Raw genomic sequence first — 17,702 nt, forward strand, 5'->3', positions numbered from 1 at the left:
AGTTAAAAAAATAAAAACCCGACAATTTAAACTGTCGGGTTTTATAATTTTGAAATATTAGTTTTGCTTTAAAACTATCAGCTAAAGATTATTTAACAAGAACCCAAGTTCCATCTGCAATAAGGCTTTCTGCTTTTTTGAATTTCATATTTTCTGTTTTACCAGTAGCAACTTCTTGAACTGTAACAGTATCGTTTCTATTGATTTTTGGCATATCTCTTACAATAGTTTCCGTTACCTGACGCTGTTGTGTTTCTCCAGCTTCACGGTTGATGCTTTCGCTGTTTGGAATTTCGTCTTTACTTAATTGTAAATTTTCTTTTGGACGAGCTACTTCTCTTGCTTCGTGAATTTCAGGAGTTTCTTGAGCTGGTAAATCACCTTTGAATAAGAATGAAATAACTTCTTTGTTAACGTTGTCTAACATTCCTCTAAACAAGTTGAAAGCTTCTAATTTGTAAATAAGCAATGGATCTTTTTGTTCGTGAACTGCCAATTGAACAGATTGTTTCAATTCGTCCATTTTACGTAAGTGTTTTTTCCAAGCTTCATCAACAATAGAAAGTGTGATGTTCTTCTCGAAATCAGCAATTAATTGAGCGCCTTCGCTATCATAAGCTTTTTTCAAGTCGGTAACCACATTCAAAGTTTTGATTCCGTCTGTAAATGGAACTACAATTCTTTCAAAATGATTGTTTGGCTCTTCGTAAACTCCTTTAATAATTGGGAAAGCTTCTCTTGCGCTTCTTTCTGTTTTTTCTGTATAGAAAGCCAAAGCTTCTTTGTAAACTTTTCCAGTAACTTCGATATCAGATAATTTTGTAAAATCTGACTCTGAAATTGGAGATGTAATTCCGAAATAACGAATTAAATCAAATTCAAAACCTTTAAAGTCATTTGTTACTTTGCTGTTGCCTACAATTACCTCACAAGTATCATAAAGCATATTAGCAATATCTAGTTTCAAACGCTCACCAAATAATGCGTGACGACGACGTTTGTAAACTACTTCACGTTGAGAGTTCATTACGTCATCATATTCTAATAAACGTTTACGAACACCAAAGTTATTTTCTTCTACTTTTTTCTGAGCACGTTCGATAGATTTAGTCATCATAGAATGCTGAATAACTTCACCTTCCTTCAATCCCATTCTGTCCATTACTTTTGCAACTCTTTCAGAACCGAATAAACGCATTAAGTTATCTTCAAGAGAAACATAGAATTGAGAACTTCCTGGATCTCCCTGACGACCAGAACGACCACGTAACTGTCTGTCTACACGACGAGAATCATGACGCTCTGTACCCACGATTGCTAAACCTCCCGCAGCTTTTACTTCTGGAGATAATTTAATATCGGTACCACGACCAGCCATGTTTGTTGCAATAGTTACAACTCCAGCTTTACCAGCTTCTTCAACGATTTGAGCCTCTTGCTTGTGCATTTTAGCATTCAATACGTTATGAGTGATTCCTCTCATTTTAAGCATACGGCTTAATAATTCTGAAATCTCTACAGAAGTTGTTCCAATCAATACTGGTCTTCCAGCTTGTGATAATTCAGTAACGTCTTCAATAACAGCGTTGAATTTTTCACGAGTTGTTTTGTAGATATAATCTTCTTTGTCAATTCTTGCAATTCCACGGTTTGTTGGAATTTCAACAACATCCAATTTATAAATCTGCCATAACTCTCCAGCTTCTGTAACCGCTGTACCTGTCATACCACCTAATTTGCTGTACATTCTGAAATAATTCTGTAATGTAACTGTAGCAAAAGTTTGTGTAGCAGCTTCGATTTTTACGTTTTCTTTCGCTTCGATCGCTTGGTGAAGACCGTCAGAATAACGACGTCCGTCCATGATACGACCTGTTTGCTCATCGACAATCATAATTTTGTTGTCCATGATCACATATTCTACATCTTTTTCGAATAAAGCGTATGCTTTTAAAAGTTGAGTAAGTGTGTGAATACGCTCGCTTTTTACTCCAAAATCTTGGAACAATCTTTCTTTAGCTTCTGCTTCAGCGTCTTTGTCTAATTTTTGTTTTTCAATCGCAGCGATTTCTGTTCCAATGTCTGGTAACACGAAGAAATCAGCATCAGTATCTCCAGAAAGGTATTTAATACCATTATCTGTCAATTCTACTTGATTGTTTTTTTCTTCAATCACAAAATATAAAGCTTCATCCACTTTATGCATTTCGCGATTGTTGTCTTGCATGTATTGATTTTCAGTTTTTTGAAGCAATTGTTTAATTCCTTCTTCACTTAAAAATTTAATTAATGCTTTATTTTTAGGTAAAGATCTGTAAGCTCTTAATAATAAGAAACCACCTTCTTTAGTATTTCCTTCTTTGATTAATTTTTTAGCTTCTGCTAAGAAACCATTTGCTAACTGACGTTGTTGAGCAACTAAGTTTTCAATTTTTGGTTTCAATTCGTTAAATTCATGACGATCTCCTTGCGGAACTGGTCCTGAAATAATAAGCGGTGTTCTAGCGTCATCAATTAATACAGAATCGACCTCGTCGACAATCGCATAATTGTGTTTTCTCTGCACTAAATCGCTAGGCGAGTGCGCCATGTTATCTCTTAAATAGTCAAAACCAAATTCGTTGTTGGTTCCGTAAGTGATATCAGCATCGTAAGCTTTCTTTCTTTGTTCTGTACTTGGCTGGTGATTGTCGATACAATCAACAGATAAACCGTGGAATTCGAATAAAGGTGCTTTCCATGTACTATCACGTTTTGCCAAGTAGTCATTCACTGTTACCAAGTGAACTCCATTTCCAGTCAAAGCGTTTAAGTAAAGTGGAAGAGTAGCAACCAAAGTTTTACCTTCACCCGTTTGCATTTCGGCAACTTTACCTTCATGCAAAACCATACCACCAATTAATTGAACATCGTAGTGAATCATGTCCCAAGTGATGTCTTTTCCGGCAGCATTCCATTTGTTAGCCCAAATAGACTTTTCGCCATCAATAGTAATATATGGTTTTGTTGCAGAGAATTCGCGGTCTCTTGGAGTTGAAGTAACTTCGATATGTGAGTTTTCTTTAAAACGACGAGCCGTTTCTTTGACAACAGAAAATGCTTCTGGAAGAATTTCCAACAAAGTTTTTTCTGAAATCTCGTAAGCTTCTTTTTCAAGAGCATCAATAGCATCATAAAGATCTTCTCTTTTGTCGATGTCTTCGATGTTTTCTACTTCCGCTTTAAGCGAAGCAATTTTAGCATCTTTATCAGCTCTAGCTTCTTTTATTCTATCTTTAAAATAAACAGTTCTGCCTCTTAACTCGTCGTTAGATAGACTCATTAAGGGAGCTTCGAATGTTTTAATTTTATTTAAGTAAGGTTGTAAAGCTTTGACATCTTTCTGTGATTTATCACCTACAAAGACTTTAATAATACTGTTTATGAAACTCATGATTTATTGTATTTCTTTATTATTTAATATGTATTTGAACCAAAAAAAAAGTCTCTGTGATGAGACTTTTTCCTTTGGTTTATTTTTTTAATATTCATCCTCATTCCAAAGATAATCTTCGTCTGTTGGATAATCTGGCCAAATTTCTTCCATTGATTCATATATCTCGCCTTCATCTTCGATTGACTGAAGGTTTTCCACTACTTCTAATGGAGCACCAGCTCTAATAGCGTAGTCAATAAGTTCGTCTTTGTTAGCAGGCCATGGCGCATCACTTAAATAAGATGCTAATTCTAATGTCCAATACATCTGTTATCTGTTTAGTTTGTGCAAAAATAAATTTTTTACTGAAAAAGACAAGTAAATTTTGATTTATTTTAATAAAATTTAAGAACGTCTCTTGTTAAATTCCAAAATTTAAATTCCAAATCCCAAAAAAGATATTTGAAATCTCAATGTTTAAATTCAAAATCCCAATTTTTAGAACTTTATTTCACTTTAAAAATTCGAAAGAATTTAATTTTTTATTTGGAATTTGGGATTTACAAAATTTGGAATTTTTAAGAAATTTTACTTCCTCGGAATCCATTTCACTTCCTCCGCTTTTAAGTCAAACGACAACTTCCGTGCCAAGACAAAAAGGTAGTCAGAAAGTCGGTTTAAGTACATAATTGCAATTTCAGGAACGTGTTCATTATGGCTTAAATGTACAGCTAAACGCTCGGCGCGACGGCAAATACAACGGGCTATATGACAATGTGACACGGTTGGATGACCACCTGGCAAAACAAAATGAGTCATTTGAGGAAGACTTTCTTCCATTTTATCTATTTCGTTTTCTAATAATTCAATATCCGAATCAATTATGCCTAAATTTTCTAACCGAAGTTTTCCATTTTTTAAAACTTCTTTTTCCTGTGGAGTTGCCAAAATGGCACCAACAGTAAATAGACGGTCTTGAATTTCTATTAAAATCGTTTTGTAATGAGAATCAATTTCCTGGTCACGGATTAATCCGATATAGGAATTCAATTCATCAACAGTTCCATAACTGTCAATTCTTATATGGTCTTTAGGTACGCGAGTTCCTCCAAAAAGAGCTGTTGTACCTTTATCGCCTGTTTTGGTATATACTTTCATTTTTTTTAAAGATGCTAAGGTTCTGAGGTGCTAAAGGTGCTAAGGTTTCTCTCTTTATGAATTATCTAAATTTTAGCTTTTCTTTTCCGATTAAACAATTAACCAAATAAACGGTTAAACTATTTGAAATCTAAAATTATTTAGTCGTGTCGCTTTCAATTAAACCATCACGCAAACGAATTACGCGGTGTGCATAAGCAGCAATATCTTCTTCGTGAGTTACTAGAATTACAGTATTTCCTTGTGCGTGAATATCTCCGAAAAGCTTCATGATTTCTACAGAAGTTTTACTGTCTAAGTTTCCTGTAGGTTCATCGGCCAAAATAATCGAAGGTTTATTCACTAAAGCTCTTGCAACTGCAACACGCTGACGTTGTCCTCCAGAAAGCTGATTCGGCTGGTGATCCATTCTATCAGCAAGATTTACTTGTTTCAGCACTTCTGTTGCACGTGCTATACGATCCGATTTTCCATAACCGGCATAAATCATAGGAAGCGCTACGTTGTCTAAAGCGGTTGTTCTTGGTAAAAGATTAAAGGTTTGAAAAACGAAACCAATCTCTTTGTTCCTAATTTCGGCTAATTCGTCGTCTTTCATTTGACTGACGTCTTTTCCGTTTAAAACATAATGTCCAGAAGTAGGAGTGTCTAAACAGCCTAATAAATTCATTAAAGTAGATTTTCCAGATCCAGAAGGACCCATTAAAGCGACATATTCGCCTTTTTTTATTTCTAGATTAATTCCTTTTAAAACATATACAATTTCATTTCCTAGAACAAAATCTCGTTTAATGTCGGTTATTTTAATTAATGGTTCGGCCATTTTGCTTTACAATTTTGGATTTAAAAGTACAAAACACTTTTCAATAAAATGGATAAGTAGCTGATATTTGGTTTTTGTTACAATTGGCAATTTTTATTGTTACTCTATAGATGTGCATAATTTATTTTAAAGAATGTTATACTATTTTTGATTCGTGTTGTATAATTCTCATTATTTAAATGTTTTTATAGTTTTAATACATTTTTAATTGTTAAAATATGGTAATAATGTAATTTTAGGCATTGTGATTTGACTAAATTTGATATTATTAATTAAACAAACAAAATTATGAGAAATATCAAAATAGCTACAGGAATTGCATTATTAGCGTTAAGCTTCACATCATGTAAAGATGAAAAACAAGAAAAAGCACAGCGAACAATTGATTCTTATGTAACCTACGTCGATTCGGTTAAAAATGTAAAAGCTGAAGATTTAAAAGAAAATTGGCAAGCTGTAGAAGCAGAATATGATAGAAGATCTGCAGAAGCTAGTTTAGCTTTGGCAGATATTAAAGATAATGCTTCTCAAACAGAAAAAATAAATACGAGTAAAGCGAAGTACGAAGATTTTAAAAATGAAATGACCACCCTTCTTGCCCCACCGGCTCCAAGTCCTAAACAACAATTAAGAAATGCCTTATTTGGTGAAGGGAAAATTGGAGATGATATGAGCTTTGCTTGGGTAAATGCTCAAAATATTCATAGTGTTTACCAACAGTTTGTTCATACAGTAGAAAATAATAAAGATAAATATACTAGAGAAGACTGGGATGAAATTAAAGTATTGTATGAAGCGCTTGACAGCCGTAAAAATACTGTTGAAAAAGAAGGTTTAACTTCTGAAGACAATAGAAAAATTGCTGGATTGAAAATTAAATTTGCACCAATGTATACTGTAAACAGAATGGGAGCAAAAGCAGAAGAAAATAAAGAAGCTAAAAAATAAGCTTAAAATTTTGAATTAGTATAAAAAAAGACAATCAGAAATGATTGTCTTTTTTTTATGCTCTTATTATAAAATGCTCTTTTTCCTGTTCTCGTCTAAAGAATACAAATCCCCATTGAAAAGTATCGATTGTGACTTTTACCTTTGGATGATTTTTAATGTTTTCCCAAGCTTCTTCCATTTCTTCTGACCAATGAATATCATCGAAAATCCAAACTGAATCGTTGTTAATGGTTGATAGTAAAAGCTCAAAATAAGCTAAAGTTGCTTTCTTAGAATGATTACCATCGAAATATATTAGATCGTAGATTTTAGTCCCGAAGTCTCGGGATAGATTTTCAGCAATTAAAAAAGATTCAAATTCTGAAATTATATTCTCTACATTTTTACAATCAAATTCATTTAATTGATTTTTTGCAATTCCTGCAGTATTCGGACAGCCTTCAAGCGTGATCACTTTCGCTTTCGTCCCGAGGCTTCGGGATCCTAAAGCCAAAGCAGAAGTGGCTAATCCTAAAGATGTTCCGATTTCTAAAATGGTTTCTGGCTGAAAATAATTCGTTACACGAAACAATAATTCTGCCCGTTTTGACGAAATTCCTGCTGTTTGCGCGATTTTGGAAATCTGTCTTCGGTTTGATTTGAAAACTTTAGAACCTGCGCCAAAATCGGTTACTTCAATGAAATTTTTATTCTTTAAAAGTGACTTTCTGTAATTTTCCAGAATGCGATATTCAGGTTTTCTTTTCTTATCATAAAAACATTTCGTTAATAAATTAAAAACAAAAGGCGAATGAACGGCATGTTCATTTTTAGAATTCCAAAGGAATTTTAGATAAGATTTTATTTGAAAAAGCATTAGAAATTTGCAATGAGAGATTAATTTACTTTAATCAATTTTACGTCAAAAATAAGTACAGAACCTGCAGGAATTCCTCCTCTGTCATAACTTCCGTATCCTAAATGAGCAGGAATCAAAAGTGTTCCGCTGCCGCCTTCTTTAAATAACGGAATTCCTTCTGTCCATCCTTGTATAACTTGATTTAAAGGAAAGGTGATTCCAGCGCTAGTGCTTTGATCGAAAGTTTTTCCGCTTGTGAAAGAACCCGTGTAAGCAACTGTAACAGATGATGTAGCGGTTGGTTGTTTGCCAGTTCCAGGCTCATTAATAATGTAGTATAAGCCAGAAGCTGATCGTTGTGCCGTTAAATTGTTTTTAGCAATATAATCTTTGATTTCTTGTTCATTTTGTTCTTTGTAATCTTTTGCCGGTTCAGAAGATGAATCTTTATCTGAACTTACGCATGAAACAAATAACGTTAAACTAAATAATGCGACTAATAATTTTTTCATTGTGGTATTTTGTTTTTTAATGCTCCGAATATAGTAAAAAATGATTTTATGTTTCGCAAAGATTCACAAAGTAGACTCAAAGATTCACAAAAAGCTTTGTGTAGCTCTGAGATTTCTTTGTGAATCTCTGTGTGACAAATTTACCCTTCAATCTTTGCAGAAAGCTCGAACCAGCGTTCTTCTTTTGCGTCGATTTTTTTTATGATGTTTTGCAGTTCATTCGCTTTTTTCTCAATATCAGCATCAGCTACTTTTCCGTCAGAGAACAATTGTTCGATTTTAGTTTTTTCGATTTCTAGATCTTTTATTTCTCTTTCAATTTTCTGATATTCTTTTTGCTCGTTGAAGCTTAGATTTCCTGTTGGATTATTTTGTTTCCAGTCTTTCTTTTCTGCTTTGTTTTCTTCTTTTTGAGCAACATCGGCGCTGTCTTCATAAGCACGGAAATCAGAATAGTTTCCTGGGAAATTTTCAATTTCGCCTTGTCCTCTAAAAACAAATAAATGATCCACAATTTTATCCATGAAATAACGGTCGTGCGAAACTACCAATAAACAGCCAGGATAATCTAAAAGAAAACTCTCTAGAACGTTAAGCGTTACAATATCTAAGTCGTTTGTTGGCTCATCGAGAATCAAAAAGTTTGGATTTTGGATTAAAACCGTACATAAATATAAACGTTTTAATTCTCCACCACTCAATTTTTCGACATAATCATATTGTTTTTTTGCATCAAAAAGAAAACGCTCTAACAATTGCGAAGCCGAGATAATTTTTCCTTTTGCCAACGGAATATATTCTCCGTATTCCTTAATAATGTCAATAACACGCTGTCCCGGTTTTGGGTTAATTCCAGATTGTGTGTAATATCCAATTTTAATGGTATCTCCTTTCACAACTCGTCCGTTGTCTGGCGGAATTGTTCCTGTCAAAAGATTTAAGAAAGTCGATTTTCCAGTTCCGTTTTTACCAATAATTCCTATTCTTTCGCCACGCTGAAAATCGAAACTAAAATTATCCAGAATAACTTTATCCTTGAATTTTTTAGAAAGTTTATGAAGCTCAATAATTTTGCTCCCCATTCTTTCCATATTAATTTCAAGTTCCACTTTATTTTCTTTTCGGCGGCTTTGTGCTTTTTCTTTAATTACATAAAAATCATCCTGACGCGATTTAGATTTGGTTGTTCTCGCTTTTGGCTGGCGGCGCATCCATTCTAATTCTTTTACAAAAAGATTTTTAGCTTTGTCAATACTAGAGTTTTCAGAAGTAATTCGTTCTTCTTTTTTCTCTAAGTAATAAGAATAGTTTCCTTTATATTGGTATAGCTTTCCATTGTCCAATTCAATGATTTCGTTACAGACACGCTCCAAAAAGAAACGGTCGTGCGTTACCATAAATAAAGTGATGTTTTCTTTGGCAAAGTAACTTTCCAGCCATTCGATCATTTCAAGATCTAAGTGGTTGGTTGGCTCATCCAAAATCAATAAATCAGGTCTGTTGATTAATATAATAGCCAATGAAAGACGCTTTTTTTGACCTCCTGAAAGATTTTTTACTTTAAGTTTAAAATCTTCCAGTTTCAATTTGAATAAAATCTGTTTGTATTGCGTTTCAAAATCCCATGCATTATGCTGATCCATTCCGTCAAAAGCTTTTTGATATGCTTCTTCATCATCAGGATTTTCGAGTGCTTTTTCGTATGCTTCAATGATTTTTAGCGTTTCATTATCTGAAGCGAAAATACTTTCTTCAATCGTAAGTTCATCCTGCAGATTGTTATCTTGCGAAAGAAACGCCATTCTAATTCCTTTTCTTAAAACAACTTGTCCAGTATCGGGTTCGTCCAAACCATTAATGATACTCATAATAGTTGTTTTTCCAGAACCGTTTTTAGCTATAAAAGCGATTTTTTGGTCTTTGTTGATTCCAAAAGAAATGTTGTCAAAAAGGACTCTTTCTCCAAATGACTTCGATATATTTTCTACAGATAGATAATTCACAAGAATAAAATTTTTTGCAAAAGTAAACTATTATCTCACTATTTGCGAATTATTTATGGAGGTACGAGTCAAGTGCATCACTTAAATCTAAGTAATGAATCTGTTGTGAAATATTAATAACTGGTTTTCGAACCAAGGCTTCATTGGTTAAAAAATAATGAAGTCCGTCTTTAGTTGCGATACCTTCAATTTGGTGAAAAGGAAGTTTTAAATCAATTCGCCTTTTATTTCCAGATAAAAAATCATCATTTTTAAAATCATATAGGAGGTAGAGAAAAGGTTTTCCGACTTTGGTATAGCCGCACAGAGTAATCAATTTTTTTTCTTCCAAAAAAGTCGCTCCAGTAACTAAACCTTTTGTGTCTAAAGTAGATTTTAAGGAAGCGATTTGAGTTCCTGATTGATTGGGTAAAACGTAAATGGCTGTTTTAGAAGATTTCCATTGTTTTGTAAAGAGATAAATACTGTCTTCAAAAACAATAAAAGCTTCACAGTCAAAATCGGTTTTATTGGGTTTTGAAGCAGAAAAATCTTTTTGATCAGCATAAGAAAAAGAAATCGTTTCTATTTTTGGATTTCCTTCTAAAAATGATTTTTTTTCGATTTTAAATATTTTAAGATCAGATCGGTTTCCAGCGTAATTATTGCCAAAATCACCAATGTAAATATGCGTATTGTCTTGTGTGATCTCTTCCCAATCGTTGTTTGTTATGGTGCTAAGAATAATTTTTCTTTTAATTTTTCCCAAGGAATCCAATCCGTAAATCGTTTGGTCATGGTCGTCATTATGTGTCCATAATAAATTTTGAAAAGCAATTATTCCAGAAGTTTCTTTTATAGAATCGCTTAAGCGAATGGAATATTCAGGTTTCAGCTTTAAATTTTTATAACTGCAACTTCCGTTATTTAAAGTAGCTTCGGAATTGTAATTGTCGGCTTTAGGATCTGTGCATCCCGAAATTTGTGCGTAAGCCGCTGTGCTTATTGTAAGAAAGAAGAAAATAATTTTTAGCATGATTGCAATATTAAATTTGCATACCTTAAAAGTAAAGTTTTAAATAATAGAATAAAATATGTATTAAAAAATATAATTTAAATGTTACTTTGCAGCACTAAAATACCATTGTTTTCTATTCTTTAGAATAAAGTTAAACCTATAATGAAGATTTTACAAAAACTGTCGCATTACCGAATCTCACGTTACTTCAAGCTATTGTTTGTTATAGTCGACGTAATATTGCTCAATTTGGCAACGGTACTTTCTTCATTGGCAAGATTTGGGAGTTTAGATAAATTACTGACAAAAGAAGAGCAGACTATTTCGCTTTTGGCAATTTTTGTATGGATTGCTTTATTGCTTCAGAACGACTCCAACAGGAGTATTCGTGTTGAACCGATTGAATCTATTTTATGGAGAACAATAAAAAAGATTTCTTTTCATGCCGCTATAATTTCTATATCAGTTGTTTATTTGAAATATGCCGATATTTCGAGACTTCGAATGGTATATTTTTATTTGATCTTTTTTGGATTGTTGATGATTACAAGGTATTTATCAATGAAACTTCTAAAATATATTCGAAGCAAAGGATATAATTTTAAAACCTTTATTATTGTCGGTGCCAACGAAACCGGTGAAAAAATCCGTAAAGTATTGGCTAAAGATTTGACTTATGGCTATAAATTTTTAGGTTTTTTTGATGAAAAACAAAGTCAGACATTTGTTGATCCTAAATTGATTGTAGGTTCATTTGAAAATGTAAAAAAGTTTGCAATAGACAAGAAGATAGATGAAATGTATGTTGCTTTGCATATTGATAATATTGAAGTAATAAATGAATTGATTGAAATCTGCGAACAGAATATGATTCGTATTAAATTTATTCCAGATTTTCAGCTCTATACAAAAGCCAGTAAAGTCGAGGTAACTTTTTATGAAAATATACCTGTATTAATGTTCCGAACAGAACCAATGGAGTACGCTTCAAACAGGGTTCTGAAAAAGGTTTTTGATATTTGTTTTTCAGGTCTGGTTATATTGTTTGTTTTTCCTTGGCTTTTTCCTATAATAATGATTATCATAAAATTAGAATCTCCAGGGCCTATTTTTTTTAAACAAGAAAGAGCAGGAAGAGATAATCGTTCTTTTATGTGTTTGAAATTTAGAAGTATGCATGTCAATGTTTTGGCAGACAATAAGCAAGCCGAAAAAGGAGATAGGAGAATTACTAAATTTGGAGCATTTATTCGTAAAACCAGTATAGATGAACTACCTCAATTTTTCAATGTTTTTTGGGGCGATATGTCAGTAGTTGGACCAAGGCCGCACATGGTCAATCTTGCCAAAGAATATAGTGACCTAATTAGCAATTATTTAGTTCGTCAATATGCTAAACCCGGAATTACGGGCTGGGCGCAGGTAAATGGTTATAGAGGAGAAACGAAAGTTTTAAGTGATATGGAAAATAGAGTAGAATATGATATATGGTATATCGAAAACTGGAGTTTTTTGCTTGATATAAAAATTGTCATAAAAACTGTAATCAATATTCTTAAAGGAGAAGAGAACGCATATTAATCAATTTTAGAATTTAAAAAACTGATTATTAGTGATAATTTCTTTTAGATTTTCAATACTCTCAATTTTTACTTTTTGATCAAATGCTCTGATGTGGTTTTTATGATGAACATCAGTTCCGCAAAAATCATACATTCCTTTCTTTAAAAGTTCGTCGGCTGTCTTAGCAATTTTTGATCCGTAGTACTCTACAGTAGCGAGCAAATTTAATTGAAAAAGACATCCTGCATCTTTAAGTTTCTTGTATTCATCAAATTTTTTATGAAAAAAAGTATAGCGTTCAGGATGCGCCAAAACAGGTACGTAACCGGCAACTTGTAAATCGAAAATAGTTTTATATAACGTTAAAGGTACATTCAAATAAGACATTTCAATCAAAACATAATTGTCTTTTAAGGTTAGCAATTTTTCTTCTTTAAGATGATTCGCAAACCAATCGTCCATAAAATATTCAGCAGCAGACTGAAGCGGTAATTGAATATTCTTTTCTACGAACGCATTTTGAGTTTCTTGAAGTTTGGATTTTATGCTTTCCGGAGAATTATTCCAAATATAATGATTGATGTGAGGGGTCGTAATAAGTTGAGAAACGCCTATTTTTTCTAAAGACGAAGCAAGAGCTATAGAATTTGAAATAGTTTGAGCTCCGTCGTCAATTCCAGGCAATAAGTGAGAATGGATATCTACAAAACTCCCGTCTAATAGATCCTTTAATATAGGTTTGGATTTAAAAAAAGATAACATGGGGAAAAACTTTACAAATCAATTTTATAGATTACAAAATTAATGTAGAATTTTCAATTAGTCGTTTTAGAATTATGTTATATTTGATTTTTAGTAAAAGTGTAAAAAATTATGAAAATAAAAGAGAATTTGTTTAATCAAAGAATTATTTCTATTGATGCCTTGCGTGGAATTACCATTTTTGTAATGATTTTCGTAAACGAATTATCGAGTGTTAATTCTGTTCCAGAATGGATGAAACATATGCCGGCAGATGCAGATGGAATGACTTTTGTTGATTTAGTTTTTCCTGCTTTTTTATTTATTGTTGGAATGTCTGTTCCGTTTGCTTTTAATGCTAGATTGATAAAAGGTGACAGTGCCAAAACAATTTGGACGCACACTTTAAAAAGAGCTTTTGCACTGATTATTATTGGTGTTTTTATGGTAAATGCCGAATATGGTTATGATTCTGCTAAAATGTTGATTACACCAGCATTCTGGGGACTTTTGGCTTACTTAATGCCAATTCTTATTTGGAACAAATATCCTAAAGATTTTTCGGTTTGGTTAAAAAATCTGCTTCAATATGGAGGGATCTTAGTTCTGATTGGGCTTTATTTTTTATACATTCGAGATACAGGAGAAATAGGAATGACTCCAAAATGGTGGGGAATTCTGGGTTTAATCGGTTGGGCGTATCTATTTACAGTTGTTTATTATTGGCTGGTTTCTGGAAATTTATGGGCAATGATCGGTTTTTTAGTTTTCTGCGTCGTGATGAATTCTCTAAACTTGACTGAAAATTCATTTGTTCAAAATACTTCCTGGTTGAGTTTTATTGCAGGACATCTTACTCATGCTGCACTTGTTTCTGCTGGTATTGTAATCTCGCTACTCTTTTTTGATCGAAAAATAGAGAATAAAATCAATTGGCCAGTTATCGCTTTTATACTATTATTTTTTGTAGTAGGTTTTTCGTTAAGACCTTTGTTTGGAATTTCAAAAATACAAGGAACTCCGTCTTGGACTATGTTGTCTGCAGGAATCTGTACTATATTATTTTACTTTTTATATTGGATTATGGAAGTTAAAAAACAAACCAAATGGAGTGAGTTTTTTATGCCAGCGGCAGCAAATCCGTTATTGATTTATATTTTGCCAGGCGTTATTTACTATTTCTCTAAAACATTCCATGTTTATATTTTACCAGCATTCTTTTCAGAAGGACTTCCAGGAATTATATGGTCTTTAGTTTTTTCAACAATTATGCTTTACGTAATGAGAATAATGAACAAATACAGGATTCAGTTGCATTTGTAGTTTTTGTTGGGATGATTTTTAACGCAAAGTGCAAAAAGGATTTTCGCAAAGCGCGCAAAGTTTTTTTTTGAGAAAAATATAAAAAGCTCACAAAGCCTAATCAAAACAAAGCTTTGGGAACTTACAGTTTGTAAAACTCACTTAATGTAGCTTTGTGTTCTTTGCGAAAAATCTTAGCGAGCTTTACGTTAAAATTTAAAATTATATTCTCGATCAATTTATAATAACCGACTTTATCTTCAATACAGAACCAGAAACAGGATTATAATTCACAAAGTTGAATTTGCATAGATTGTGAATATTCAAAAGTTTTCCATTTGGAAGTTCATCCTGTTTAAAATGGGTCCAAGGAATTTTTATAGTTTTAAATTTGTTTGGAGAAGCCGGCAGAGTAACTCTCGGATGTGAGCCTCCATGCACGCAGCCAGTTCCTTCTGAATTTCCTTCTCTCGCTTGCAATTTTATAATTTGAGAAGATTGATACGTAATTTCGACAAATTTTGATTCACTTGGTAGATTTGTCGGAACTCCGTCATTGCTTTCCGATGCAGTAATCATAACATTCAGCTCAATTTCTCCTTTCGGATTGTCTTTTGCTGTTACTGTAATTATTCCTCTTTTTAAGCGAATGGTATTTATTGTTTCCTCACTTTCTTTTGAAGGCCCTGCAATAAACCATTTGTTAGATTTCACGATATCTATTGGTTTATTCTGAGCTTTAGCTGAAAAAGTAAACAGGAAAAGAAACAAAAAGCCGTATAATAATTGACGCATAAAACTCTTTTTAAATCCGATAATTAGAAACTCAAATGTAACTTTTTTGCCTCATTTTCAATTCTTTTTTATTCACGAATAATTTTGTGTATAATTCTTAATTAAAATTTTAAATTTGTAAGATATGTTTTTTAAAATATTGTAAATGAATAGTTTAAAAAATCTGCAGATCTTCCTTTTTTTACTGATAAGCTCGTTTTGTTATGCTCAGAACGATAGCTTAACTATGGGAAATAGAGATATATTAGATGTCATTCATAAAATTTTTTATAAAAACGACACAATCAAAAAAGACAATCAAAAAAAGTTGGCATTCTCATTGCTCCCGGTTCCTGTCGATGTCAACTCTAGTACAGGTTTGGTCGTTTCCTTTTTAACTACTTTTTATTTAGGCGAAAATCATGAAAAGACTAAAATGTCTCAGGTTACTTTTTCGCCTTATTTTAGTTTTACTAAACAATACGTTTTTCCTGTTCAGTCTTATATTTATACAAGCGAGAACAAATGGAATTTTACTGGCGATTATCGCTATATGATATATCCTCAGGATACTTATGGTTTGGGCGAACATGATTCTAAAGATAAAATGTCTACACTTGATTATCAGCAATGGCGATTCTACCAATTTGTTACAAGGAAAATTGTTGGTAATTATCGTTTAGGAATGGGATTTCTTTTTGATAATTATCAAAATATTTCTGAGGAATCTTATATAGATCAGGAAACCGACTATTATCAATATATGAATGGAGATTATACAGACGAAACTTCTTTCGGATTAGCAATTCAGGGTTTGTATGATTCTCGGGAAAATATCATTAATCCAGAACAAGGATTATATATTGAAGCCGATTTGCGCATTAATACTAGCGGAGTAGAAAATGATAAATGGCGGTCCTTATATATAGATGCAAGAAAATACCATTCTTTCAGTAAAACAAAACATAGAGTTTGGGCTTCAAGAGCTTTTTATTGGTCTACTTTCGGAGGAAAACCACATTATTTAGATCTGCCAAGCATTGGTTGGGATCGAGAAGGAAAAACGGGACGCGGATTTACTAAAAATAGATATAGAAGCAATGCTCTTATTTATTTTGAAACGGAATATCGAACAGATATTACTCAAAATGGTTTCTTGGGGGCTGTGTTTTTTACCAATATTTCATCAGTTTCTAAATTGGATACCTACCAATTTAAAAAATGGAATCCAGCTGTTGGAACCGGAATTCGTATAAAATGGAATAAACGAAACGGCAGTAATTTGGCGCTCGATTACGGAATTAGTAAAAACGATTGGTCATTGCGTTTAGGGTTATCAGAAAATTTCTAACTTTCAGCCAAAATCTACAAGAGCAATTATTCATGCAGTTATCGGTTATTATTCTCAATTATAATGTGCGTTATTTTCTGGAACAATGCGTTTTAAGTGTTCAGGAAGCAATCATAACAATAGATGCAGAAATTATTGTAGTAGACAATAATTCATCAGACGAAAGTGTTTTGATGATAAAAGAAAAGTTTCCAGATGTCAAATTGATTCAAAACGAAGAAAATTTTGGTTTTCCAAAAGGCAATAATATTGGTTTTCGTCAAGCGAAAGGGAAGTACGTTTGTATTTTAAATCCCGATACCGTTGTTGCAGAAGATACATTTACTAAAATTCTGGCTTTCGCCGAAAGGCAGAATAATCTCGGAATTATTGGCTGTAAATTGATTGACGGAACAGGAGATTTTCTTCCCGAAAGTAAAAGAGGAATTCCAACACCTTGGGTTGCCTTTACAAAGGTTTTTAGTCTTTATAAAATATTTCCGAAAACTAGTCTTTTTAATCAATATTATGCACAACATTTAGATGAAGATGAAACTGGCAAAGTTGAGATTCTGGTTGGAGCATTCATGTTTTTAGAAAGCAAAGTTTACGAACAATTAAATGGTTTTGATGAAGATTGTTTTATGTATGCAGATGATATTGATTTGTCGTATCGCGCTTTGCTTTTGCAGAAAATAAATTATTATTTTCATGAAACTACAGTTCTGCATTATAAAGGAGAAAGTACGGTGAAAGATGAAAAGTACATGAAGCGTTTTCAAGAATCGATGAATTTCTTTTATCAAAAACATTTCAAAAAATCATGGTTTTTTAGTATTTTTATTCAAATAGGTGCTTTTCTATTTTCATTTGCAAAAATGTTTCAAGGAAAACCAAAAGATAGGCCATTGCCAGAAAGTTATATTTTCTACTCCCAAAATGAGAATTTCACTAAAAAACTGGCTTCGATTTTGGAAAATAAAGTTGGTTTTTTAGAATTCAAAAAAGAAAAAATGGTAAATTCGTGCCTGATTTTTAAGGAGAAAAAGGTCGAAATCATTTTGGATAATCAATACATTTCGTTTAAAAAATGTATCGAAATCATAGAAACTCTTAGAGATAAGAGTATTACTTTTAAAATTTTACCCAAAAAAGCCCGTTTTATTATTGGAAGCAATTCTAGAAATGACAGAGGGCAAATTATAAAAATTGAGTAAAAAATTATATTAAATGTAATTTATGTTTAAAATATTCAGTAATTTCGCAATCTGAAAATCAAAAACATCTTTTAGATT

General features: G+C 32.5%; 15 protein-coding genes. 5 read left to right on the plus strand and 10 right to left on the minus strand.

Annotation, left to right across the window (positions count from 1 at the left end; genetic code table 11):
• Window positions 1-88 precede the first annotated feature (88 nt).
• From secA to LL966_RS00360, 4 genes are all read right to left on the minus strand, one after another.
• Window positions 89-3,433 (minus strand): preprotein translocase subunit SecA, encoded by a 3,345-nt coding sequence (gene secA / locus LL966_RS00345; RefSeq protein WP_229349104.1) that lies wholly within the window; start codon window positions 3,431-3,433, stop codon window positions 89-91.
• Between the two features lie 87 nt (window positions 3,434-3,520).
• Complete coding sequence (locus LL966_RS00350; RefSeq protein ID WP_007138072.1) at window positions 3,521-3,742, minus strand: DUF2795 domain-containing protein; 222 nt, start codon at window positions 3,740-3,742, stop codon at window positions 3,521-3,523.
• A gap of 261 nt (window positions 3,743-4,003) precedes the next feature.
• Window positions 4,004-4,573 (minus strand): cob(I)yrinic acid a,c-diamide adenosyltransferase, encoded by a 570-nt coding sequence (locus LL966_RS00355; protein WP_229349106.1) that lies wholly within the window; start codon window positions 4,571-4,573, stop codon window positions 4,004-4,006.
• 136 nt (window positions 4,574-4,709) lie between these two features.
• Window positions 4,710-5,396: an ABC transporter ATP-binding protein gene (locus LL966_RS00360; protein ID WP_229349108.1), complete on the minus strand. Its 687-nt coding sequence runs from the start codon at window positions 5,394-5,396 to the stop codon at window positions 4,710-4,712.
• A 288-nt stretch (window positions 5,397-5,684) separates the two neighbouring features.
• Here LL966_RS00360 and LL966_RS00365 point away from each other — a divergent pair, with 288 nt between their 5' ends.
• Window positions 5,685-6,344, plus strand: coding sequence for a DUF6565 domain-containing protein (locus LL966_RS00365; RefSeq protein ID WP_229349110.1), 660 nt, complete (start codon window positions 5,685-5,687; stop codon window positions 6,342-6,344).
• A gap of 55 nt (window positions 6,345-6,399) precedes the next feature.
• On the opposite strand, the gene LL966_RS00370 is transcribed toward LL966_RS00365, so the two are convergent.
• The 4 genes from LL966_RS00370 to LL966_RS00385 form a co-directional block, all read right to left on the minus strand.
• Window positions 6,400-7,203, minus strand: a complete 804-nt coding sequence (locus LL966_RS00370; RefSeq protein WP_229349112.1) for an O-methyltransferase — start codon at window positions 7,201-7,203, stop codon at window positions 6,400-6,402.
• 20 nt (window positions 7,204-7,223) lie between these two features.
• Window positions 7,224-7,697 (minus strand): FKBP-type peptidyl-prolyl cis-trans isomerase, encoded by a 474-nt coding sequence (locus LL966_RS00375; RefSeq protein WP_229349114.1) that lies wholly within the window; start codon window positions 7,695-7,697, stop codon window positions 7,224-7,226.
• A 140-nt stretch (window positions 7,698-7,837) separates the two neighbouring features.
• Window positions 7,838-9,700: an ABC-F family ATP-binding cassette domain-containing protein gene (locus tag LL966_RS00380; RefSeq protein ID WP_229349116.1), complete on the minus strand. Its 1,863-nt coding sequence runs from the start codon at window positions 9,698-9,700 to the stop codon at window positions 7,838-7,840.
• A 49-nt stretch (window positions 9,701-9,749) separates the two neighbouring features.
• On the minus strand, window positions 9,750-10,715 hold the full coding sequence (locus tag LL966_RS00385) for a T9SS C-terminal target domain-containing protein (protein ID WP_229349118.1): 966 nt from the start codon (window positions 10,713-10,715) through the stop codon (window positions 9,750-9,752).
• 144 nt (window positions 10,716-10,859) lie between these two features.
• On the opposite strand from LL966_RS00385, the gene LL966_RS00390 reads away from it, so the two are divergent.
• Window positions 10,860-12,278 (plus strand): undecaprenyl-phosphate glucose phosphotransferase, encoded by a 1,419-nt coding sequence (locus LL966_RS00390; protein WP_229349120.1) that lies wholly within the window; start codon window positions 10,860-10,862, stop codon window positions 12,276-12,278.
• Between the two features lie 6 nt (window positions 12,279-12,284).
• Here the strand turns inward: LL966_RS00390 and LL966_RS00395 are convergent, their stop codons facing one another.
• The gene (locus LL966_RS00395) at window positions 12,285-13,022 is read right to left on the minus strand and encodes a tyrosine-protein phosphatase (protein WP_229349122.1); all 738 of its coding nucleotides are present in this window, start codon (window positions 13,020-13,022) and stop codon (window positions 12,285-12,287) included.
• A 111-nt stretch (window positions 13,023-13,133) separates the two neighbouring features.
• Here LL966_RS00395 and LL966_RS00400 point away from each other — a divergent pair, with 111 nt between their 5' ends.
• On the plus strand, window positions 13,134-14,324 hold the full coding sequence (locus tag LL966_RS00400) for a DUF5009 domain-containing protein (protein ID WP_229349124.1): 1,191 nt from the start codon (window positions 13,134-13,136) through the stop codon (window positions 14,322-14,324).
• A 213-nt stretch (window positions 14,325-14,537) separates the two neighbouring features.
• On the opposite strand, the gene LL966_RS00405 is transcribed toward LL966_RS00400, so the two are convergent.
• On the minus strand, window positions 14,538-15,098 hold the full coding sequence (locus tag LL966_RS00405) for a hypothetical protein (RefSeq protein WP_229349126.1): 561 nt from the start codon (window positions 15,096-15,098) through the stop codon (window positions 14,538-14,540).
• 145 nt (window positions 15,099-15,243) lie between these two features.
• Between LL966_RS00405 and LL966_RS00410 the strand changes: the two genes are divergently transcribed.
• Both LL966_RS00410 and LL966_RS00415 read left to right on the plus strand, forming a co-directional pair.
• Window positions 15,244-16,428 (plus strand): BamA/TamA family outer membrane protein, encoded by a 1,185-nt coding sequence (locus LL966_RS00410; RefSeq protein ID WP_229349128.1) that lies wholly within the window; start codon window positions 15,244-15,246, stop codon window positions 16,426-16,428.
• Between the two features lie 32 nt (window positions 16,429-16,460).
• Window positions 16,461-17,624, plus strand: coding sequence for a glycosyltransferase family 2 protein (locus LL966_RS00415; protein ID WP_229349130.1), 1,164 nt, complete (start codon window positions 16,461-16,463; stop codon window positions 17,622-17,624).
• Window positions 17,625-17,702: the final 78 nt, after the last annotated feature.

This window comes from Flavobacterium chungbukense (assembly GCF_020805785.1).
In the GTDB taxonomy this organism is placed as follows: domain Bacteria; phylum Bacteroidota; class Bacteroidia; order Flavobacteriales; family Flavobacteriaceae; genus Flavobacterium; species Flavobacterium chungbukense.